The organism is Plantactinospora sp. A48 (assembly GCF_055793945.1).
The window spans coordinates 13,871-36,242 of the sequence record NZ_JBTIXF010000034.1; the positions used below are offsets into that span (position 1 = coordinate 13,871).

General features: G+C 69.9%; 16 protein-coding genes and 1 pseudogene. 12 read left to right on the top strand and 5 right to left on the bottom strand.

The genetic code is table 11. From position 1 onward, the window contains the following. Positions 1-126 precede the first annotated feature (126 nt). Positions 127-840, top strand: a complete 714-nt coding sequence (locus ACXN5W_RS18285; protein WP_473159526.1) for an ABC transporter permease — start codon at positions 127-129, stop codon at positions 838-840. 327 nt (positions 841-1,167) lie between these two features. Here ACXN5W_RS18285 and ppc read toward each other — a convergent pair whose 3' ends face one another. Continuing rightward, on the bottom strand, positions 1,168-3,954 hold the full coding sequence (gene ppc / locus ACXN5W_RS18290; protein ID WP_473159527.1) for a phosphoenolpyruvate carboxylase: 2,787 nt from the start codon (positions 3,952-3,954) through the stop codon (positions 1,168-1,170). A gap of 101 nt (positions 3,955-4,055) precedes the next feature. After that, positions 4,056-5,108: a hypothetical protein gene (locus tag ACXN5W_RS18295; protein WP_473159528.1), complete on the bottom strand. Its 1,053-nt coding sequence runs from the start codon at positions 5,106-5,108 to the stop codon at positions 4,056-4,058. Positions 5,109-5,162: 54 nt separating this feature from the next. Here ACXN5W_RS18295 and ACXN5W_RS18300 point away from each other — a divergent pair, with 54 nt between their 5' ends. After that, positions 5,163-6,227, top strand: a complete 1,065-nt coding sequence (locus tag ACXN5W_RS18300) for a S66 family peptidase (RefSeq protein WP_473159529.1) — start codon at positions 5,163-5,165, stop codon at positions 6,225-6,227. Between the two features lie 34 nt (positions 6,228-6,261). Here the strand turns inward: ACXN5W_RS18300 and ACXN5W_RS18305 are convergent, their stop codons facing one another. Continuing rightward, positions 6,262-7,176, bottom strand: a complete 915-nt coding sequence (locus ACXN5W_RS18305; protein WP_473159530.1) for a hypothetical protein — start codon at positions 7,174-7,176, stop codon at positions 6,262-6,264. A 266-nt stretch (positions 7,177-7,442) separates the two neighbouring features. Between ACXN5W_RS18305 and mfd the strand changes: the two genes are divergently transcribed. From mfd to ACXN5W_RS18335, 6 genes are all read left to right on the top strand, one after another. Beyond that, positions 7,443-11,138, top strand: a complete 3,696-nt coding sequence (mfd, locus tag ACXN5W_RS18310) for a transcription-repair coupling factor (RefSeq protein WP_473159531.1) — start codon at positions 7,443-7,445, stop codon at positions 11,136-11,138. Between the two features lie 13 nt (positions 11,139-11,151). Continuing rightward, positions 11,152-11,907, top strand: a complete 756-nt coding sequence (locus tag ACXN5W_RS18315) for a hypothetical protein (protein WP_473159532.1) — start codon at positions 11,152-11,154, stop codon at positions 11,905-11,907. Next, the gene (locus ACXN5W_RS18320; RefSeq protein ID WP_473159533.1) at positions 11,904-12,923 is read left to right on the top strand and encodes a nucleoside triphosphate pyrophosphohydrolase; all 1,020 of its coding nucleotides are present in this window, start codon (positions 11,904-11,906) and stop codon (positions 12,921-12,923) included. The genes ACXN5W_RS18315 and ACXN5W_RS18320 overlap by 4 nt, the downstream gene beginning before the upstream one ends. A 110-nt stretch (positions 12,924-13,033) precedes the next feature. Next, complete coding sequence (locus tag ACXN5W_RS18325; protein WP_473159534.1) at positions 13,034-14,653, top strand: DUF885 domain-containing protein; 1,620 nt, start codon at positions 13,034-13,036, stop codon at positions 14,651-14,653. Positions 14,654-14,714: 61 nt separating this feature from the next. Next, a complete protein-coding gene (locus tag ACXN5W_RS18330) occupies positions 14,715-15,617 on the top strand; it encodes a golvesin C-terminal-like domain-containing protein (protein WP_473159535.1) in 903 nt (300 codons plus the stop codon). Positions 15,618-15,632: 15 nt separating this feature from the next. Continuing rightward, positions 15,633-16,124 carry a hypothetical protein gene (locus ACXN5W_RS18335; protein WP_473159536.1) on the top strand — a complete coding sequence of 164 codons (492 nt, stop codon included), beginning with the start codon at positions 15,633-15,635 and terminating at the stop codon, positions 16,122-16,124. A 351-nt stretch (positions 16,125-16,475) separates the two neighbouring features. On the opposite strand, the gene ACXN5W_RS18340 is transcribed toward ACXN5W_RS18335, so the two are convergent. Next, the gene (locus ACXN5W_RS18340; RefSeq protein ID WP_473159537.1) at positions 16,476-17,567 is read right to left on the bottom strand and encodes a hypothetical protein; all 1,092 of its coding nucleotides are present in this window, start codon (positions 17,565-17,567) and stop codon (positions 16,476-16,478) included. Positions 17,568-17,923: 356 nt separating this feature from the next. Here ACXN5W_RS18340 and ACXN5W_RS18345 point away from each other — a divergent pair, with 356 nt between their 5' ends. The 3 genes from ACXN5W_RS18345 (at position 17,924) to ACXN5W_RS18355 (ending at position 20,508) form a co-directional block, all read left to right on the top strand. Then, positions 17,924-18,268, top strand: coding sequence for a hypothetical protein (locus ACXN5W_RS18345; RefSeq protein ID WP_473159538.1), 345 nt, complete (start codon positions 17,924-17,926; stop codon positions 18,266-18,268). Between the two features lie 268 nt (positions 18,269-18,536). Next, complete coding sequence (locus ACXN5W_RS18350; protein WP_473159539.1) at positions 18,537-19,301, top strand: DUF4184 family protein; 765 nt, start codon at positions 18,537-18,539, stop codon at positions 19,299-19,301. A 235-nt stretch (positions 19,302-19,536) separates the two neighbouring features. Then, complete coding sequence (locus tag ACXN5W_RS18355) at positions 19,537-20,508, top strand: hypothetical protein (RefSeq protein ID WP_473159540.1); 972 nt, start codon at positions 19,537-19,539, stop codon at positions 20,506-20,508. Positions 20,509-20,600: 92 nt separating this feature from the next. On the opposite strand, the gene ACXN5W_RS18360 is transcribed toward ACXN5W_RS18355, so the two are convergent. Further along, on the bottom strand, positions 20,601-21,221 hold the full coding sequence (locus tag ACXN5W_RS18360) for a hypothetical protein (RefSeq protein WP_473159541.1): 621 nt from the start codon (positions 21,219-21,221) through the stop codon (positions 20,601-20,603). A gap of 488 nt (positions 21,222-21,709) precedes the next feature. On the opposite strand from ACXN5W_RS18360, the pseudogene ACXN5W_RS18365 reads away from it, so the two are divergent. Then, positions 21,710-22,225: pseudogene (locus tag ACXN5W_RS18365) on the top strand (AfsR/SARP family transcriptional regulator); the annotation flags it as partial. Positions 22,226-22,372 lie beyond the last annotated feature (147 nt).

Genomic DNA, 22,372 nt, shown 5'->3' on the forward strand with positions numbered 1-22,372 from the left:
TGCGAGGAGTGCGGGAGCGCAGCGACCAGGCCCCGCAGTCGCGAACAGAAGGATCGCACCGGTGAGTGCGAGGAGTGCGGGAGCGCAGCGACCAAGCCCCGCAGTCGCGAACGGAAGGATCACCCAGTGAACGCGACCATCGCCTGGATCACCGCCCGGGGACTGCTCGGCCGCCGACGATTTCTGCTGCTGCTGCCGCTACCGGCGCTGCTGGTGGTACTCGCCGTGGTGGCCCGTTCGGCCGGCGTCGACCCGCAGCAGTGGGCTCAGCCCGTCCTGGTCGGGCTGGGGCTGGCCGTGGTGCTGCCGGTGGTGGCACTGATCGTCGGCACCGGGGTGCTCGGTTCCGAGATCGAGGACGGCACGATCGTCCACATCCTCACCAAACCGCTCCCACGGTGGCAGATCATCCTGCCGAAGCTCGCGGTGGCCACCGGAGTCACGGCGCTGACCGCGGGAATCCCGCTGTACGTCGGGGGCGTGCTGGCGCATTCGGTACGCCTCGGCCTGGGCCTCGCCGCGGCCGGTGTCGTGGGCGCGCTCGCGTACTCGGCGCTGTTCCTGGCGCTCAGCCTGCTCACCCGGCGGCCGGTGCTGCTCGGTCTGGTGTACGTGCTGATCTGGGAGGGCCTGCTGACGAACCTGGTGAGCGGGACCGCCGTGCTCTCCATCCAGCAGTACGTCCTCACCATCACCGACCGGATCGCTCCGAGCGAGCTGCTGAGCGCCACCGTCTCCCTGCCGGTCGCGCTCAGCATGGCCGCTGTGATCGTGCTCGGCTTCACGGCGCTGGCCATCGAGCGGCTGCGCTCCTTCAGCCAGGCCGGCGAAACCAGCTGAGCTGTAAGGAAGGGCCCCTTCTTATCGCTTTCGGTATAGGAGGGGCCCCTTCTTAACAGGAGTGCGGTGGAGCGGCGCGGTGGACGGCGCGTAGAAGCCGACGGCGTCCCGGTCGATCGTGAAAGGTGACCGTCCGATTCTGGCCGGGCACCAGCGTGGCCCGCTCGAACCCGCGCGGCCGGCGTCGATGAGTTCCCGCTGCCGGTCTGGCAGGCCGAGATCACTCCGGGAGACGCCGAGGGCGGCACCAGCGGCCCGAGCCGGCCGTACGGTAACAGGGGCCCCTTCCTATACGAAAAGCGATAAGAAGGGGCCCTTCCTTACACCTCAGCCGGTGTTGCGCATGCCGGCGGCGATGCCGTTGACCGTGGTGAGCAGGGCGCGCTCCAGCGCCGTACCCTCGCCCGGGGCGCGCCGGCCGCCCGGCGCGGTCGCCACCGCCCGCCCGGCCAGCCCCAACTCGCGGTACTGGCGCAGCAGCGCGACCTGGAGGTGGTGCAGCGGCCGCAGGTAGGTGTCCCGGACCGCGAGCGTGCGCTGCAACACCGGGGAGTTCTCCAGCAGTGCGGGGGAGGCCGTGATGGCCAGCACCTCCTGCTTGGTCAGCTCGTACTCCTCGGAGATCTTGTCGAAGATCGGGTGCAGCGGCTCGGGGACCAGCGTCTCGACGTACCGGCGGGCGATGGTCAGGTCGGTCTTGGACAGCATCATCTCCACGTTGGACAGGAAGGTCCGGAAGAAGTGCCAACTGCGGTGCATCTCGGCCAGGACGTCGCCGAGCCCGGCCGCGCGGGCGGCGGCCAGCCCCGAACCGACCCCGAACCAGCCGGGCACGATCTGCCGGGTCTGCGTCCAGCCGAACACCCAGGGGATGGCCCGCAGCCCGGACAGCCCGGCTCCGGTGTTGGGTCGCTTGGCCGGCCGGGAGCCGATGTTCAACGCACCGAGCAGCTCGGTCGGGGTGGCCGCCCAGAAGTAGGCGGGCAGGTCGGGGTCCTCCACCAGCGACCGGTACGACTGGTAGGCCGCTTCGGAGACGGCGTCCATCGCGGAGTCCCAGCGCTCCAACTGCTCGGCCGGCTGGCGCGGGGTGGTGTGCAGCAGCGCGCTCTGCAGCACCGCGGCCAGGGTCAGTTCCAGGTTCTCCCGGGCCAGCGAGGGGAGGCTGTACTTGTCGGAGATCACCTCGCCCTGCTCGGTGACCTTGATGGCGCCGTCCAGCGTCCCGTACGGCTGGGCCAGGATCGCCTCGTGGGTGGGTCCACCGCCCCGACCGACGGTGCCGCCCCGGCCGTGGAACAGCCGTAGCCGCACACCGTGCCGGGCCGCCACGTCCCGCAGCGCCCGCTGAGCCCGGTGGATCGACCACTGCGAGGTGGTGATCCCGGCCTCCTTGTTGGAGTCGGAGTAGCCGAGCATCACCTCCTGGACGTCTCCCCGGGCCGCCACCACGGACCGGTACGCGGGCAGGGACAGCAGCTCGTCGAGCAGTTCACCGCCGGCCTTCAGCTCGGCCGGCGTCTCCAGCAGCGGGACGAAGCCGATCAGGGCCCGGCCGCCGTGCACGTCCACCAGCCCGGCCTCCCGGGCCAGCACCACGGCCGCGAGCACGTCGTCCACGCCCAGGGTCATCGAGATGACGTACGACTCGATGACCTCGTCGCCGAACCTCTCCTTGGCCTCGCGGATCGCGGCGAAGACGTCGAAGGTCTTCCGGGTCACCTCGGTGAGCGGGGTGCCGACCCCGGCCAGTGGCCGGCGGCCGGTGAGCTCCTCGGACAACAGCTTGGTGCGCTCGGCGCGACCCAGCCCCAGGTAGTCGGTGACCTCGCCCACGTGTCCGTAGAACTGCGCGAGGACCGCGTGGTGCGCCTCGGCGTGTTCGCGGATGTCCATGGTGGCCAGGTGCAGGCCGAAGGCCGAGATGGTCCGGATCACCGAGGCCAGCCGGCCCATGGCGGTGAGCTGCCCCGAGTTGCGGGCCAGCGACGCGCGCATCAGCTCCAGGTCGGCGACCAGCTCCCGGGTACCGCGGTAGTCCCGGCCGGATACGTGCGGGGTGCCCTGCCGCAGCCGCTGGCGGGTGTTGGCGAGCTTCGCCAACACGCAGCGGGCCTTGAGCCGGTACGGCTCCTCGGCGTTGACCCGGCGGAACCGGTCCGCCACCTCGGGCAGCGCGTCGAGGTCCTTGGCCAGACTGGCCGACAGGTCGAGCGACACCCCGCGCAGCCGACGGGACACCGACACCTCGTTGATCAGCGCTTCCATCGCCTGTTCGGTGGCGCTGAGCCCGTGCTCGTACTGGATGCGCAGCACCTCGCGGGTGACCTGGGGGGTGACGAACGGGTTGCCGTCCCGGTCCCCGCCGATCCAGGTGCCGAAGGTCAGCGGGCGGGCCGTGGGCGGGGTCTCCACGCCCAACGCGCGCAGCGTCTCGGCGAAGTTGTCCAACACCTGCGGCGCCGCGTCGGCGTACAGGTCCCGCAGGTAGTAGATCGCGTTGCGGGCCTCGTCGGTGGGGTCGGGGCGGTCCAGCCGCAGTTCGTCGGTCTGCCACAGCAGATCGAGCAGTTCGGCCAGCCGGCGGTTGGCCGGACCCTCGTCGGCGGCGCCGTACAGGATCGCGTTGGACGTCTCGGCGTCCAACTCGTCGGCGATGGCCCGCAGCTTGGTCAGGATGGACCGGCGGGCCGCCTCGGTCGGGTGCGCGGTGAAGACGGGCCGCACCGCCAGCCGCCGGACCGCCTCGGCGATCTCGTCGGCCGGTACGCCCCGCTCGGCGATCAGCTTCGCCGCCTGGTCCAGCCAGCCACCGTGGACGGCCCGCTGCCGGCGCAGGTCGCGGCCCCGGTGTACCTGTTCGGTGATGTTCGCCAGGTGGAAGTACGTCGAGAAGGCGCGGGCCAGCTTGGTGCCGGTCACCACGTCCATGGCGCCCAACCGGCTGGCGGCGGCCTCGGCGTCGGTGCGTACCAGCGCGCGGATCTCCTCGACGAGGTCGAGCAGCGGCGGGCCTTCCTGGCGGGCCAGGGTCTGGCCGAGCAGGGTGCCGAGCCGGCGGATGTCTGCCCGGAGCGCCGCGTCGGGGCCGTCCGGGTGATGGTGGTCGGTCATCGTGCGCTCCTTACGTGCGTACGAAGGACAGCGCTGTCCGACTGGCTGTGATGGTATCGCCCGAACCGGGTGGAGCGGTGGGGGAGGCTGGTGGAAATGGCCTATCGCTCATGTCGCGGTGCCGACCGGGGGCCGAGCGCCGCCGTGGCGAGCACCAGGGCGACGATTCCGGCCACTGCCCACAGGACGAGTTCCAGCAGGGGCCAGTGCGTCGCGCGGCCCGGGAAGTAGGCCGCCGATTTGACCAGGTCGGTGGCCAGTCCGGGGATGTTCCACCGGTGCATGGCGCCGAAGATGCCGGGCAGGAACTCCGGGGCGTAGATCCCGCCCGAGCCCGGGTTGCCGAGCACCACCAGCAGCAGGATCACCAGGCCCGTACCGACCAGGCCGAGCCAGCTCTGCACGGCGGCGGCCACCATGGCGGCGGCGAAGGCGATCATTATGCCGGCTCCGGTGACGGCAGCCAGGTGCCGGGGGAAGACGCCCAGGGCTGGCCCGGTGACCAACGCTCCGGCCAGCCCGAGGAGACCCGCGTAGATCGCGAACGCGACGACCCGGAGACCCGCCCGGCCGAGTGTCCGGGGCACCGTACCGAGGGAGACGCCGAGCGCGGCGGTGCCCAGGTAGCCGCCGAGCACCAGGCCGACGGCCAGGTAGAACGGGACCAGCCCGCGCGGGTCGTCGGCCGAGGTCGGGTACCTGTCGCGCACCGTGAGCGGCGCGCCCACGGTGCGGGCCGCGATGGTGATCAGCCCGGTGATCGTCTCGGCGGCGGCCGGGCTGGCGGCGCTCGCGGTGTCCAGGGTGAGACCACCGGTCCCGCTCGCGAGCATGGCGTAGACGTCCCGGCCGGCGAGCGCGTCCGAGGCGGCGGCCGGACTGGGGTACGTGTGGGCCCGAACGGCGTCGCTCTGACCGTGCAGGCCGATCAGCAGGCGTTGCGCGGGCGCGTCGCCGGCCACCACCGCCACCGGGAGCGCCTTCGGGTGCGGGTCGTGTAGGGCTCCCGCGTACGCGGCGATGAACCCGACGGAGATCACCAGGGTGCCCAGCAGCAGTCCGGCGCCGCGCAGCAGCGTCCGGCGGAACGCCGCGTCCCGGGCCGGCTCGGTGATCCGGCCCCAGGTCCAGCGGCGCGGCGACTCCGTGCTCATTTCGTCAGCCTATGGGAGTTTTAACCGTTTGGGTGGGTCGATAGCGTTCCAAGCATGCCGGAGCTGATCTGTCCCAGAAAACCGTGCCCTGGCGACCGGGTCGCGGTTCTCTCGCCCTCCGCCGGGCTGCCGGCGATCTTTCCCGAGGTGTACGAGCTGGGCCTGCGCCGACTGTGCGCCGAGCTGCACCTGGAACCGGTGGAGTACCCCACCACCCGGCTCATGGGAGCCAGCCCGGTCGAGCGGGCCCGCGACCTGATGGCCGCGTTCGCCGACCCGTCCATCGCAGCGGTCCTGACCACGATCGGTGGCGATGACCAGATCACCGTCATCCCACACCTGGACGACGCGGTGCTGCGCGCCAACCCGAAGCCGTTCTTCGGCTACTCCGACAACACGAACCTGCTCAACCATCTCTTCGGGCTGGGCATCGTGAGCTACCACGGCGGGTCGGTGCTGGTCCACCTCGGCCGGGGCGGCGCGACGCACCCGGTCAGCATGGACTCACTGCGGGCCGCCCTGTTCAGCCCCGGCTGGTACGAGCTGAGTCCGCCAACCGAGTGGACCGACGAGCCCGGCGACTGGCGGGACCCGGCATACCTCGGCACCGAGCCGACGATGTTCCCGGCGGAGGGTTGGGGGTGGTCCGGGCCGGCCACAGCGGTCGAGGGGCGGCTGTGGGGCGGCAACCTGGAGATCATCTCGTGGCTCCTGGCCGCCGGGCGGGTCGGTCCGAACGCGGACTATGCCGGCTGCGTGCTGGCCATCGAGACCTCGGAGGAACTGCCCTCGGACACCGAGGTGTACCGGATGCTGCGCAACATGGGCGAGCGCGGCCTGCTGGCCGGGTTTCCGGCCGTCCTGGTCGGCCGGCCCAAGGCGTGGAATCACACCCGACCGCTCGACAGCCCCGCGAAACGGGCGTACGCGCAGGCGCAGCGCGCCGCCGTGACCCGGGCACTGCGCGAGTACGCCCCCGACGCGGTGGTGGTCTTCGATCTGGACATCGGGCACACCGACCCGCAGCAGATCCTTCCGTACGGCGGCCCGGTCCGGGTGGACGCCGTCAACCTACACATATTGGGGTACTACTACCCCCCCCCCCTGGGGCGGCGGTGATACCCGCCGCCCCGGGCGGAGGGGTCAACCAGGGCTAGTCGCGGAGGACGTCGTCGATGGTGGTGGCGGTGGCGGCTCGGAGCAGCCAGGTGTCGAGCTGGGCCAGATCGGTACAGGCGCGGATCTGCTCGCGGACCTCGGCGGGTACGTTGACGCCGCGCCCGTCGAGCAGGGTCAGCAGCGCGCGGGCTTCACCCCGGGCCTCGCCCCGGGCCTCGCCCCGGGCCTCACCTCGCGTCTCGCCTGCCCGTTCGTGCTGAGCGGCGAGTTCCCGCAGGAGTTCGCTGCGGTATTCGTTGCCGACATCGGTGGTCATGAACGCCTCCCAACGGGTCCGGGCCGCTGTCGGCAGCCCGGCCAGTACCACGTCATAGTACAAAATTGCCGTCTTCGGATTGAGTGAGCGCAGCGCTTCCATCACGGCCGGAAAGGCCGTCTCCACCTGGGTGTCATGGCCGTGGCAGATGGCCGACAGCACGGTCAGCCCCGGGTTGGCCCGGGCCCGCTCCGCGTCCACCACCAGCGGGACGTCGCTGGGAGTGAAGATCATCGGTCGTAGGGTCAGGCACAGCCCGTCGAACTCGAACAGGTCGCGATAGCGACGCGCGATCCGCAGGTCGGGGCAGTACACCAGCAGGGCTGCGTCGACATCCAACTCGGCTTCGAGCTGGGCCACGTAGAGCTTCCAGGTCCGTCGCTTGCCAGAGTCCCAGCCACGTTGGATCTCCAGGACCACGGTGAGCAGTGGCCGGTCGGTCGGGTCGCAGAACAGCACCATGCTGTCCGCGTGGTACGTACGCGGGACCAGCACCCGGACATCCGTGGCGTGGGTACGGGCGTGATGGTAATCGGGGACTTTGACGTTGAAGAGGTTCGTCAGCAGCCAGGCCAGCAGGCTCGGATCCAGTTTGGCCAGCGCCACTGCCGACTCATGTTCCGCACTCGGCATGACGGGCACGCTAGGTGACGAATCCGAAACTGAAGGTGATTGCATGCGGCGTGTCCGCAAGCGTGAGCCCGATCACCAGGGAAAACGGCCTCGGGCGACCAGGAGGTCTCTCAATAAGGGACATTGGGACGTGGCGGGAGCCGGCCGGTGCCGGTCGCGGTCGACGTGCGGCTGGTTGTCCCAACAGGGAGATACTCTCGTCAGGCAACCCCCGTTCGCTCGCGGACGAGGGACATTTGGCGTGCTCTGACGCAAAGGTTGTGATCATGACGACGCTCGCCGGTCTGCTGACGGCGGCCCTCGACGATCCCGCGCTCACCCGTGCCCGCAACCTGGCCCGGGGCGACTTCGCGGCGGCGGACGGCCTCGACGTGACCGCTCCGCCGGCGCTGCGGCCGTTCGTCGTGGCGGCGGTGGCCGCCGACCCGGACCGAGGCGGCGCCGGCCGACCCGTGCTCGCGGTCACCGCCACCAGCCGGGAGGCGGACGATCTCGCGACGGCGCTGGGCAGCCTGCTGCCGCCGGAGCAGATCGCCGTCTTCCCGTCCTGGGAGACGCTGCCCCACGAACGCCTCTCGCCGCGTTCCGACACCGTGGGCCGCCGGCTCGCGGTGCTGCGCCGGCTGGCGCACCCCGACGCCACCGCGCCGGGTGGCACGACCGGCGCCGCTGGCGGTCCGGCGGCCGGCCGGTCCGGGCCGCTACGGGTCGTGGTCGCGCCGATCCGATCGGTACTTCAGCCACAGCTCAAGGGCCTGGGTGACCTCGATCCGGTACGACTGGCCACCGGCGTCGAAGCCGAACTGGAAACGGTGGCCCGACGCCTGACCGACCTGGCGTACGCCCGGGTCGACCTGGTGACCAAGCGTGGCGAGTTCGCCGTCCGGGGTGGCATCCTCGACATCTTCCCGCCCACCGACGAGCACCCGTCCCGGGTCGAGTTCTGGGGCGACGAGGTGGAGGAGATCCGCACCTTCGCCGTGGCCGACCAGCGCACCATCGAGCCGGTCGGGCAGCTCTGGGCGCCGCCGTGCCGGGAACTGCTGCTCACCCCGGCGGTCCGGGAGCGGGCTCGGGCGCTGTCGGCGGCGCATCCGGAGCTGGCCGAGATCCTGGACAAGCTGGCCGAGGGGATCCCGGTGGAGGGGATGGAGTCGCTGGCGCCGGCGCTGCTCGGGCCGGAGAGCCTGGAACTGCTGTCGCACTGCATGCCCGAGGGCACCCACATACTGCTCTGCGACCCGGAGCGGATTCGTACCCGGGCGCACGATCTGATGCGTACCTCGGAAGAGTTTCTCCAGGCCAGTTGGGCCGCGGCGGCGGTCGGGGCGGACGCGCCGATCGACCTGGGCGCGGCGGCCTTCCGCAGCCTGGCCGACGTGCGGGCGGTCGCGGCCGTGCTGCGCCAGCCCTGGTGGTCGGTCTCGCCGTTCGGCCTGACCGATACCGAGCCGGCGGTGGAACGCGCGCCCTGGCTGGACGACGAGGAACCGGTCGAGGTCACCCCGGACTCCGGCGTGGCGCTCACCCTCGGCGGCCAGCCCACCCCGCTCTACCACGGTGAGACGGCGCGGGTGGTGGACGACCTGAAGCGGTGGGTCGGCGACGGCTGGCGGGTGGCCCTGGTCTTCGAGGGGCACGGGCCCGCCCAGCGGGCCGTCGAGGTGCTCCGGGACGCGGGCCTGGGCGCTGTCACCGCCGAGCGGGTTCCGGACCCGCCGGCGGCCGGTGAGCTGGTGGTCGCCTGCGGGTCGCTCAACCACGGCTTCCTCGACGAGACGGCCCGGTTGGCGGTGCTGACCGGGAACGACATCACCGGCGGGCGGGGTTCGTCGACCCGGGACATGCGCCGGATGCCGAGCCGGCGGCGCAACACCATCGACCCGCTGGAACTGCGGGCCGGCGATTACGTGGTGCACGAGCAGCACGGCATCGGCCGCTACCAGGAGCTGGTGCAGCGCACCGTCAACGGCGCCTCCCGGGAGTACCTGGTCATCGAGTACGCGGCGAGCAAGCGCGGCCAGCCCGGCGACCGGCTGTTCGTCCCGACCGACCAGCTCGACCAGCTCTCCCGGTACGTCGGCGGCGAGCAGCCGACGCTGCACAAGATGGGCGGCTCGGACTGGCAGAAGTCCAAGGCGCGGGCCCGCAAGGCGGTCCGGGAGATCGCGGCGCAGCTCATCCAACTCTACGCCGCGCGCAAGGCGTCCAAGGGGCACCCGTTCGGTCCGGACACCCCGTGGCAGCGGGAGCTGGAGGACGCCTTCCCGTGGACCGAGACGCCCGACCAGCTCGCGGCGATCGAGGAGGTCAAGCGGGACATGGAGCAGTCGGTCCCGATGGACCGGCTGATCTGCGGCGACGTCGGATACGGCAAGACCGAGATCGCCGTACGGGCGGCGTTCAAGGCGGTGCAGGACGGCAAGCAGGTGGCGGTGCTGGTGCCGACCACGCTGCTGGCCCAGCAGCACTACAACACCTTCGCCGAGCGGATGGGCCAGTTCCCGGTGACGATCCGCCAGCTCTCCCGGTTCCAGACCCCGAAGGAGGCCGAGCAGACCCTCGCGATGGCCGCCGACGGCACCGCCGACATCGTCATCGGTACGCACCGGCTGTTGCAGGCCGCCACCCGGTTCAAGCGGCTCGGCATGGTGGTCGTGGACGAGGAGCAGCGGTTCGGGGTCGAGCACAAGGAACACCTGAAGACGCTGCGCGCCTCGGTCGACGTGCTCAGCATGTCGGCCACCCCGATCCCGCGAACCCTGGAGATGGCGATCACCGGAATTCGGGAGATGTCCACCATCGCCACCCCGCCCGAGGAGCGGCACCCGGTGCTCACCTTCGTCGGCGCGTACGACGACCGGCAGGTGGCCGCGTCGATCCACCGCGAGCTGCTGCGCGACGGGCAGGTCTTCTACCTGCACAACCGGGTGGAGTCGATCGACCGGGCGGCCCGGCGGATCCGCGAGCTGGTGCCCGAGGCCCGGGTTGCGGTGGCGCACGGCCAGATGGGCGAGGACGCCCTCGAGAAGGTGATGGTCGGCTTCTGGGAGAAGGAGTTCGACGTCCTGGTCTGCACCACCATCGTCGAGTCCGGGATCGACATCCCCAACGCCAACACCCTGATCGTCGAGCGGGCCGACCTGCTCGGCCTGGCCCAGTTGCACCAGATCCGCGGCCGGGTCGGTCGGGGCCGGGAGCGGGCGTACGCGTACTTCCTCTACCCGCCGGAGAAGCCCCTCACCGAGCACGCGCACGAGCGGCTGGCCACCATCGCCCAGCACACCGAGCTGGGCGCCGGGATGTACGTGGCGATGAAGGACCTGGAGATCCGCGGCGCCGGCAACCTGCTCGGCGGCGAGCAGTCCGGGCACATCGAGGGCGTCGGTTTCGACCTGTACGTCCGGATGGTCGGTGAGGCGGTCCAGCAGTTCAAGGGTGAGGGCCCGGAGTCCGACGGCACGACGGACGAGATCCGGATCGATCTTCCCGTGGACGCGCACCTGCCGCACGACTATGTCGGGGTCGAGCGGCTGCGGCTGGAGATGTACCGGAAACTGGCCGAGGCCCGGGACGACGACCGGTTGCGGGAGGTCGTGGCCGAGCTGACCGACCGGTACGGCGAGCCGCCGGCCCCGGTGCAGAACCTTGTGGCGGTGGCCCGGTTCCGGCTGCTGGCCCGGCGGTACGGCCTGACCGACGTGTCGGTGCAGGGCCGGCACCTGCGGTTCAGCCCGCTGCCACTGCCCGACTCGAAGCAGCTGCGACTCAAGCGCTACCACCCGGACGCGGTCTACAAGTCGGCCAACGACCAGGTGAGCGTGCCCCGCCCGAGCACCCGCCGGGTGGGCGGCGAGCCGCTGCGTGACCAGGCACTGCTGGACTGGTGCGCCCAACTCCTCAAAGACGTGCTCGGCGAGCCGGCGCTGGTGGGCGCTGTCACCAGCGTCAGCGGGTCGTGAGAGAGTGACCGCCATGCGTGCTCGTCGTCTCCTGTCGATCACGGCCGTCGCCGTGCTCGGCGTCACCGCCCTGTCCGGTTGCCGCACCGACCCAGCCGTCGCCGCGTACGTCGGGGATCAACGGATCACCGAAAATGCCGTGGACCAGGTATTGGACGAGTTGAAGCAGCGTGCCGGCGGTCCACCGTCGGCGCCGGCCTCCGGCCAGGATCCGCAGGCACCGGCTCAGGGGGCACGGGTCCCGGAGCGGATCCAGGTGGTGAGCGCCCTGGTGCTGCGGGATGCCTGCCAGCGGGTCTCCGCCGCCAAGGGATACCAGTCGAAGGTCCAGGTCAGCTCCGACCAGGTGGCCGGGCAGCTCGACCTGCCGGCCGGTTCCCGGTACGCGCAGCAGCTCGCCGAGCTGTACACCTGCCTTTCCGGGGTGCCCACCCCGCCGCCGGTCGAACCGAGCCAGCAGGAGTTGGCCGATCTGGTCGCAGCGGGCAAGACCGCCGGGGTGATTCCGGCCGAGGTGTCGACCCAGGAGGCGTCCGCCCAGCTCGACGGCGATCAGCTGCGGGGGGCACTGGCCCAGAAGCGGGCCCTGGCGGACGCGGTCAAGGACGCGAAGATCACGGTGAACCCGAGGTACCGGCCGCTGGACTTCCCACTGCTCTCCTTCACCGGCCGCGTGCCGGCGGTGAGCGTGCCGCTGGGTGACGGAGGCTCGGACGCGGTGACGAACCTGCCCGTGACGACGCAGCCGAGCGGCACGCCCGCGCCGTGACCGGGCGGGCCCGCGTCGTCCTGCTGGTCACCTCGCCCCGGCTGCCCGCCGGGTTGCTGACGGCCGCGGCCTGGGACGCCGTACGGGCCGGGCTGGTGCTGGCGGACGCCGAGAGCGAGTGGACCACGGCGCTGCGCGCGGCGGGCGCCGAGGTCCGGCTCGTCGGGGCGGATCCCGTGGCTGAACTGCTGGCCGGGGCCGCCGAGCGGGGTACGGCGGTGTGGCTGGCCGGACCGGCGGGTGACGAGACCCTGGCCCGTGAGCTGGGGCTGCGGCTGGCCCGGGAGCCCGGGCTCGCGGAGTTGGAGCTGTTGTACGGCTCGTGGGACCCGCCCGGCGCCCGGTTGCTGGATGTGGTGACGGTGCTGGACCGGTTGGCTTCGCCCGGCGGCGATCCGTGGAAGCGGGAGCAGACGCACCAGACGCTGGCGCGGTTCCTGCTCGAGGAGGCGTACGAGGCGTACGAGGCGATCCTCACCGGCGACCTGGCCGCGTTGCGTGATGAGCTGGGCGACGTGCTGCTCCAGGTCGTGCTGCACGCCCGGCTCGCCGAGGAACTGCCCGCCGAGGAGCGCTGGACGGTGGACGACGTCGCCGGTGGGCTGGTGGCGAAGATGATCCGGCGCAATCCGCATGTCTTCGCGGGCGCGGAGGTCGGCACCGTCGAGGAGATCACCGAGAACTGGGAGCGGATCAAGCGCACCGAGAAGGCTCGTGGCTCCGTGCTGGACGGGATCGCGCCCAGCCAGCCGGCACTGGCCCTGGCCGCGAAGATCCTCGAACGGACAACGCGGGCCGGGCTCGACGTACCGCTGCCGGAGCCGGACGGTGCGGTGGCCGTACCCACGCCGGGGGTGTTGCCCGACGAGGCGCACCGGCGGCTCGGTGCGGAACTGCTCGCGGTCGTCGCGCGGGCCCGCGCCGCCGGGCTGGACGCCGAGTCGGCGCTGCGGGGCGTCACCCTGGCCTACGCGGACGCCGTGCGCGCCGCCGAGCCCGGCCCCCCGTCCCGGTGATCCCCGCCGGGCGGGACCTGGCTCGGGGCGGGACCTGAGGCCGGGCGGGACCTGACGCGGCGCGGGCGGTAGGCGGTGGACTGGGGGAGCGCGGCCGGTAGGGTCGGCTGATGGAGGACTTCGTCCCGCTCGCCGAGCGGATCGTGGACGCGCTGCTGGCGAGCCGGCCGGAGTTGGCGGCCGGCGCCGGGGACCACCGGTTCGACGACCGGCTGCCCGACCTGTCCGACTCGGCCGTGGCGGCCGACGCGGCGATGCTGGTGGACGCCGCCAACGCGCTGTCCGAGGTGGACGCCGAGGCGCTCGACCCGGCGGAGCGGGTGGACCACGCCATGCTGTCCGCGCTGGTGGACCGCAGCCTCTTCGAGTCGACGCAGGTGCGGTCGTACCAGTGGAACCCGCTGGTGCACAATCCCGGCGTCCTGCTGCACGCGCTGCTGGACCGGCCGTTCGCCCCGGCGGAGGCCCGGCTGACCAGCCTGACCGGCCGGCTCGGCGCGGTCCCCGACGCGCTCGCCACCGCGCGGGCCACGCTCACCGACGTACCGCGGATCCACCTGGAGACCGCGGTCGGACAGTTCGCCGGGACGGCCTCGCTGGTTCGCGCGGAGCTGCCCCGACTGCTGGCCGAGGCGCCGGCCCTGCGGGCCACGGTCGAACCGGTCGCCGAGACGGCCGTCCGGCAGCTGGACGACTTCGCCGACTGGCTGCGCGGGCGGTTGCGGTCCGAGACCGGGCCGGGTCGGGATCCCCGGCTGGGCCGGCGGCTCTGGGAGGCGCGGCTGTGGCACACCCTGGACACCGAGTTGTCCGCCGGTCAGGTGCTGGACCGCGCCCGGGAGAACCTGGACCGGGTGACCGAGGAGATCACCGAGGCGGCCGTCGCGCTGGTCGGTGGCCCGGCAACCCCGGAGACGGTACGCCGGGCCCTGGACCGGCTCGCGGAACAGCGCCCGGACAACGAGTCCATCGTGCCGCTGGCCGAGCTGACCCTGACCGAGACCACCGACTTCGTCCGGGAACACGACCTGGTCTCGCTGGTGGACGACCCGTGCGTGGTGACGGAGATGCCGGAGTTCGCCCGCGGGGTGGCCGTCGCCTACTGCGATCCGCCCGGCCCGCTGGAGCCGGCGCGGGTGCCGACGTTCTACTGCATCGCGCCCACTCCGGCGGACTGGCCGGCGGACCGGGTCGACTCGTTCTACCGCGAGTACAACCAGCACATGGTGCGCAACCTGACCGTCCACGAGGCGATGCCCGGACACTTCCTCCAACTCGCCCACTCGCGCCGCTACCGGGGCAGCAGCCGGGTCCGGGCGCTGGGCCGCTCCGGCCCGTTCGTGGAGGGCTGGGCCGTGTACGCCGAGGAGATGATGGTCGACAACGGGTTCGGTGGCCTGGCGATCCGGCTCCAGCAACTCAAGATGCAGCTCCGGATGACCATCAACGCGATCCTCGACCAGTCGGTGCACTGTGACGGGCTGACCGAGGCGGACGGGATGGCGCTGATGACCGGGCGGGGCTTCCAGGAGGAGGGCGAGGCGGCCGGCAAGTGGCGCCGCGCACTGCTCACCGCCACCCAGCTCTCGACGTACTTCGTCGGCTACACCGAGGTGGCCGGGATCGCGGCGGCCCGGCCGGCGGACGTCCCGCTCCGGCGGTGGCACGACGCCATGCTGGCGCACGGCTCGCCGCCGCCCCGGCACCTGCGCACCCTGCTGACCGGTTAGCGGCGCGGCCGGTCGGTACGCGGCCCGCCGTCCGTGATCCGTCGCATGGTGAGCTGCCGGGGTGCCGGTCGGCAAGCAGGTGGTGCTGGTCAACAACTCCGACTTCAACAACACCTCGGCCACCGGCACCTGGCCGGCGGCGACCACCGCGACCGGCAGGTACGGCCCGGACTACGCCACCCACGCGGCGGGCACCGGCTCGTCGGTATACACCTGGCAGTTGAACGTGCCACAGGCCGGCACCTACCAGGTGTACGCGTGGTACCCGCAGGTCACCGGGGCGGCCACCGACGCGAAGTACACGGTCAACTACAACGGCGGCACCGCGACGAAGACGGTCAACCAGACGGCGAACACCGGCACCTGGGTGAGCCTCGGCTCGTACAGCTTCGCCGAGGGCAACGCCCAGAAGGTCAGCCTGTCCGACCAGGCCACCGGCACGGTGGTGGCGGACGCGGTCAAGCTGGTCCGAGACAACACCGGCGAGGCCGACAGCGAGAAGCACGACTACGGCTACCGGTACGACGCGAACGCCAACCTGACCAGCATCACCGACTCGTCACCGGGTACCCGGATCGACACCTACACCGTCACCTACACGGGGTTGAACCAGGTCGACAAGGTGCTGGAGCAGAAGTCGGGCTCGACGGTCGACACGACGTCGTTCACGTACGACCCGAACGGCGCCCCGAAGACCACCACCCATGATCGGCAGTACGCGGGCTACACGTACGAGGCGCGGAACCTGCCCGACACGGTGACCAACGGCAAGACGGCGTCGGATCCGGCAGCCAAGGTCACCCGGTTCACGTACACGGATCGGGGTGAGCGGTACACCGAGACCAAGGGCAACGGCAACGTCGTCACCTACGGCTACTACCTGGACGGGTTGCTGAAGAGCCAGGTGGAGAAGAAGTCCAACGGCACCACGGTGGTGTCGGACGACGCGTTAGCTACGACCTGAACGGCAAACCGGAAGATGAACGCCGACAACCACGGCGCGTATCTGACCACCACCAGCGACTTCACGTACGACCCGCGGGACCGGCTGGCCGCGGTTACGAAGACCGGTGACGGCGCCGGCAGTGAGACGTACGTGCACGACGCGAACAACAACGTCACGAGCCAGACCGTCAAGAACGTCAGCACGTCCTTCAACTATGACCGGAACCGGCTGCTCACGGCGGTGACCGGTGGGGCGACGGCGTCGTACAACTACGACCCGTTCGGGCGGCTGGACACGGTCACCTCGGCCGGCACCGTCATCGAACGGAATGTGTATGACGGGTTCGACCATGTGGTGGAGAACCGGAAGCTCGGTTCGGGTGGGTCGACCTCGACTACCCGGTATGCGTTCGATCCGCTGGACCGGACGGCGTCGAAGACGACCGACGCTGGTGGGGCGAAGGAGAAGACCACGGTCTTCGGTTACCTGGGCCTGTCGGGTGACGGTTCCGCGGAGCATGCGTAATCAGCAGGAGTCGATCCCAGGGATGGAGGCTGAACCCGGAGGGGTGGGGCGCGGCATGGGAATGGCTGCGGGCGCCTTCAGTATTTTGAACGACCTCTATCACATCGCCATGGGAGCTGCCGCGTTGTCTAATCCTGATTTAGGTGCAGACATGATGTGTGAGATGGGATTCCGTGCCTACTGTCCAGTGCCACCAAACTGGATGACAGCATAGCCAGTCTGGCCATCACAAGTCGGCCAAGGTTGGGCTCGTACGTACTCGCGGGCCCAACCTTGGCCACCTTCTCACTCGATCGAACTAGATGTCACCACCAGAATAAGACGCATTTATCGCGCGATTGCAGCGGCTGCTCAGCCGTCGAAGCTCTTCCACGTGAAGCCTGGCTCGCGTAATGGGTGAAGGGCGCAGCGCTGCCGGGTGCCAGCGTAGACCTCGATGGTGTTGGAGTCGAGGGCACTGGTCGTAATGACGAGGCCGGGGGCGACATAGTGGCGGGTGGGATCGCCTGTCCAACGCATTGGCTGCAGGGGCACGGGCTGTAGCAGTGCGACAAGGTGTTGTGCCTGGTGGGGAGTGACGGCGGCGTAGCCGGTGAAGGGGCTTGAGTATGAAGCTTCGCAGAGGAGGAACTGGAGGAGGAACCCGCTGAGTGATTCGCGCTCCTGACCAGCTTCGAGTCCGTCGTAGTGAACGGTCGGGTCTGCTTCGGCGGGATTGATTAGCATGTAAAAGCCGCCCTGATTCTCTGATCCGAAGAGCACCATCCCATCGACTTCGTCGTCCAGTTCAGAGGCGAGACGGATCCTGTTGTTCAAGCCGAGTACTTCCCGGCGTCCGGCGGCGGCACGATAGAAGGCTTCGAGTGGCTCGGGCAGGGGGTGGCGGGGTTCGTCGACCGTGTCGGTGGCTGGCGGGACGTCGGCGTACCAGCCGGTGACGAACTGCTGAAAGGCTGTAATGGGAGCGTGCGGGAGGCTTTGCATCCAATTCAGGTCCGGTAGCGGTTCCTGAAAAGTCGGTCGTACCTCATCCAGAAGATGGAACGGCAGCCGCTTCGGGAAGCGCAACTCGTAGGAGGTCAGTACTCGCCGGGTGTTCTGTGGGCCTGGTCCGCTGTCGATCTTGACTGCCCCCGATCGGCTCCTTCCCCGTCGGAGTTCCCCCAATGCGACATGGCCCTCTGCGGTTCGGGCGAACCCAAGAATCGGCAGCTTGGATGTGGCTAGTCGATCTTCGGCGGCTGCGGGGATTGGCTTGCGAAGTACCATCCGCTCAAAATTCCTGACCACGCTGACCTGGCGTCGGTCACTACCATCGATGATCACGAGCGTCGCCTTCGGGCCGACTACGTAGGTAACGTTCCCCGTTCCGAAGATCTCTGACTGCTCCCCGGCGTACGACAACACTTCGGCTTCCGTGAGTGCCAACCATCGCTCAGACACGCAATTACCGTAGATGAGCCTGTGCCTTCTGACATCCGCGGGTTAGGTCGGCGCCCGCCCAACCTGGCGCGACGGTCCCGCGGGTACCGGGATTCCTGGCGAGTTCGGCAGGACGCATGCGACGCGGCGGAGACCGCGGCCAACTGGGTAGATCACAACGGGGACGCCCTGAGGGATCTGTCGATGGATGCCGCAGAGGTGGCCTTGGGCGCGATTGCGACAGATGTCGGCGCTGGCATGATCGCGGCTGGTGCGACGGCATGCGGCGTATCCTTGCCCCTCGTCATCACTGGAGTGGGTGCGCTCGTCACTGCTGTGCGGCGGGCGCCGCCCTTGCTGGTGGTGGTGGTGTCCTGGTGGCTGGGCTGGGCATCTTCGCAATGGCCGATGGAATCTCGAAGGGTGTGAGTGACGCTGGACGCTTGGAGAATCCTTCGAATTCCGGAAATCCGGTTGGGGGCGGCCCGAAGATCAAGAAGACGAATGGCCGCCCTGATGGGGACAAGGACCTCATCCGAGAGTGGGAATCGGATGGAGTCACCTATCAAATGAAGACCGGTCACGGGTTCAACCGCGCGCAGTCCGGCGGCACCGATCTTCGAACGACCAACCTTACTCCCGATCAAGTCGAGCAGTCGATCATCAGCGACATTGAAGGATATCGATCAACGGGCGGTACCCAATCCAGGGCCGGGTGTTAATCCCCTTGAGAGGACGATAGACGTGGATGGAAGGTCCATCACTTATCGTGCCGTCCAAACGGGTTCTCCTGATGGTCGGACCGGGGTCGGCCTAGTCCAGTCCCACTCATGGTCTCAGCTGTTTCAGCTCAGAGTTTGATGCACACGAGATCACCCCACTCAGGCCGTGGAGGCCGACAGCGATGTTGCGGAGGGCAACCAGGGGGTGGGCGCGTTGCCGGCTGCCGTCCTTGGTTGTGGTTGATCCTTTACCGGGTGAGGATAGGCCGTGCCGTTGACCTTTCCGTCGCACCTGGCGGCGGTGCTGCCGCTGAAGTCGCTGCGCCCGCACTGGTTTGACGGGGTGGCGATGTGTGCCGGAGCAGTCGCTCCGGATGTTGGCTATGTCGCTCGGGGCACCGGTGTCGAGCCCTCGCATACTCATTCGGCGGCCGGATTGTTTTGGTGGTGCCTACCGACTGCACTGGTATACGCCTGGCTGGTTCGACGCGGCGCGCCCCGGATCGCCGCGTACCTACCCCGGCCATGGCGGGGATACGCGGGGCTCGATCGGAGTCGGCATCGCTGGTGGGTCACGGTCGCTTCGGCGCTTCTGGGCTCAGCCACCCATGTCTGCTGGGATTTCCTGACTCACACGGATGGCTGGTTGCGCAGGCTTACTGGCGTCGACTTTCACAAGGCCACCGGGGTGTACTGGTGGACGGTGGCCGATCAGCTCAGCACGCTCGTCGGCGGACTGGTCGCGCTGTGGCTGGCCGGGCGGGTGGCGGGACGCATCGAGTCCGATGCGGCACAGGCGACCGTGCGGCGTCCAGATGGGTTGGCGGGGCGACCGGCCCAGCCTGCGGTGTTCTGGTCGGTCACGGCCGGTACCACGGCGGTCGGCCTCGGCGTGCTGCCGTTCCTTCCGGCCGCGGGGGATGTGGCCGCGCTGGGGGTACGGATACTGCATCTGCTCGGGTCTGCCCTGCTGCTTGGCATGGTGGCCGCCAGCGGCGTACAGCGGAGAGCCGTTACCGACCGTTCCCGGTGAGGACGCACGCATCTTGGCGATCAGGGGTCGTGAAGGAGGCGTTCGGACCGGGTAGGCGCCGGCGTGGCCTGATGGGAGGTCCACTCATCAATACGAATACGGTCCGGGGAACGAGATCGGGAGGGCCCGTAATCGCCGGACGAGCGTCATCGAGATCGTGGTGAAGCCGGACGGAAGGATCTGGATGGCGTACCGGAAGTAGATAATATCGGACCAATCAACTTTGGGAATTGTCATGTATGTTCTACGAGACGTTCCGGTCCCATCAATTGACGATACGTGGAAAGTAGTGCACGCCGGGTTGGACTTCTGGGGGAAGGAGATCTTCTTGCTGGCTCCGGCCAGCGTGAACCTGGCGGTGGCCGAATCTGGGGGAGGGGGACGCAATCTCGCGGTGGGACGTGGCATGGCGGTCTGGCTGGATGGGCGGCTGTTGCCGCTGCCCGACCTGCCTCAGGCCGCCGACATCGTCGACCGCGGGCCACAGGGCTACGTCTTCGCCAGCCGTGCCATTGGTGCCGGTGTTGGAGACGACGGGGGTCCCCCGAAATTGGCGGAGAACGTCTGGCTGGCTGACGAGGGGGGCAAGGTCGTCCGAGGCATTTCAGTAGGTAGCCAGTTTTCTCATCTGGCTGTCGACGGCGAGGGTGCCCTCTGGGTCGGCTACCGCGATCAGGCCGGCTGGTGGGTCCCGCCGTCAACCGCAGGGCGATCAGATCTCGAAGATGGCGTCTTCCTTCCCGGTATCTGCCGGTGGTCCCCGGAGGGCCATCTCTCGTGGGTTCTATCGAAGGACGCAAACGAGGATGAGCGGGGTTTTCACTGCTACTCGCTCAACGTTTCGGCCGTCGGCAGGCTCGCCGCGATCGACTGGCGAAATTCGGTCGTTGAACTCGGGGGACCCGGTGATACTCGGTTCTGGCCGACTGGGAACCAGTCTCCGTGGGGGCTCGTGAGGCGGGGGGACGAGCTGCTTCTCCTAGGCCGGTACGAATGGCCGAAGAGGAGGGGGGATAAGCCTTCCGGATTCGATGTGGTGAGCCTGTACCACCTGGCCGACGCGGGGCCCGAACTGGTCGATGAGTCTCGCCTGGTGTTGCCGGACGAGTCTCCGCTACCCGGCGTACCGCAGGGGGTTTCCGCCAAGGGGAATGTTTTCCTGATGCATTTTGATGACGTCAGTCGACCGTTTGTGATGTCCCTGTGACTCACCGTCAGATCTTTTGATCACTGCGCCTAACCGGCGTGACCAATAGCGTCAACCGGGCCCCGGCGGCAAGAAGCGGGCAAGGGTCGGCATCAAGGGCCGGTGCTGCCGGCCGTGCCAGCGAACGAGTCCCCGCTGATGGTTCGGGGCGGGATCACGGCGTGCCAGCCCGGCTCGTCCGGAGGGAGGTTGATGGAGGCGAGCACCTGCCGCACCTCGGCGGTGTACCGCTGTTCGGTGGAGGCCCGGATCAGCTCCTCGACCAGGGTGAACTTGAGTTCGGCCGGTGCCTCCCGCAGGGCCCGCAGGGCGAAGCCGATGTGTGGGGAGCCGTTGGGTTGGTCAAGGGCCCACCGCAGTACCGCGGCGGCGTCCGGCCCGTCGAAAAGCTCCTGGGTGGCCTCCGTGTACGCCTCGTCGGCGGCGCGGACTCGACTCCAAGCGTCGAGCATGGCCTCCGGGTCGGTGGCCGACCGCACGAGCGACACGTACGACGGACGGCCGATCAGCCGCAACCGGCCGTCCGTGGCCCGGCCCAGCACGACTGCGGGCAGCACGTTGCCCACGGCCGGCAGGTCGGCCAGCGGGGCGTCTTCGACGGGCGTCCGCTCCACGACTCCCTCCTCGCCGGAGGTCAGCCGGACCAGCAGACCGCTCGGAAGGTGTGCCCGAACGACGCACTCGACTACCGCGTACCTGGCCGGTTCGGTCATGTCGCCTCCCCACAGACTCCGGCGAGCGTGGCCCGCCGGTGATCCAGCGACGCGAACCCGGTCCCACGCCGATTCGCCGTCGCAGCGCTTGGTGCGGTCGGGACCGGACCGCTCCCGCCCGGCCCCGACCGCGGTTCAAGGCGACCGGGTCACCCGCTCGGGGATTGTCGACCGTCGCCATGAGCTACGGCAATGCAGCGATCTGGCGCCGTCTCGCGTTACACCGCCACCCCGTCCGGCCGGGCGAGATACCTCACGGTGTAATCGGCTGGCTACCCATTGATGGGGATCATCTGACGCTCCTAGTGTTGGCCCTGACCGTGACACGGGGGTGAGGGTCGATGGGCGTGCAGATTCGCCTGCTCGGCGCCGTGGAACTTGTCGGTCCCCGCGGACCTGTCGACGCGGGTCCGGCCAAGCGACGGGCCGTGCTGACCGGGTTGGCGCTGGAGGCGAACCGACCGGTCCCGCTGCACCGGCTCGCCGCGATGGTCTGGGCGGGGCCGCCGCCCGAGTCCGCGGTGGCCAACCTGCGCAGCCACGTGGCGGCGCTACGACGCGTCCTCGGCGACCGGATCGTGTCCCGGGCCGGCACGTACCGCCTCGAACTGGCCGCCGACGAACTCGACGTGACCGTGTTCCGGCGGCACGCCGAGGCGGGCCGGGCCGCCCTGCTCGCCGCGGATCCGGTGCGGGCCACCGCCGAGCTGACCGCGGCCCAGACGTTGTGGCGCGGATCGGCCGGCGACGGACTGCCCCGGGGCACCCTGCTGGAGGGCTGGCTGTCGGGTCTCGACGAGGACCGGCTGCGCGCGTACGAGGACCTGCTGGACGCCCGACTGGGAACGGGCGGACCCGACATGCTGGTCATCGGTGAGCTGCGACAGCATCTGAGCCGCCAGCCACTGCGGGAGCGGGCCTGGGTCCAGTTGATCCGGGCGCTCTACCGGGACGGCGACACCGTGGCCGCGCTCACGGCGTACCGCCAGGTGACCACGGTGCTGCGGGAGCAACTCGGCGTCGACCCCGGCCCGGAACTGCGGGCGCTGCACCGGGCGGTGCTGGACCGCTCGCCCGACCTGGCCGGGCCGGCAACGTCCCTGGCTGGGCCTGCCGCGTCGATCGTGGCTCGCCCCGGACCACGCCCACCG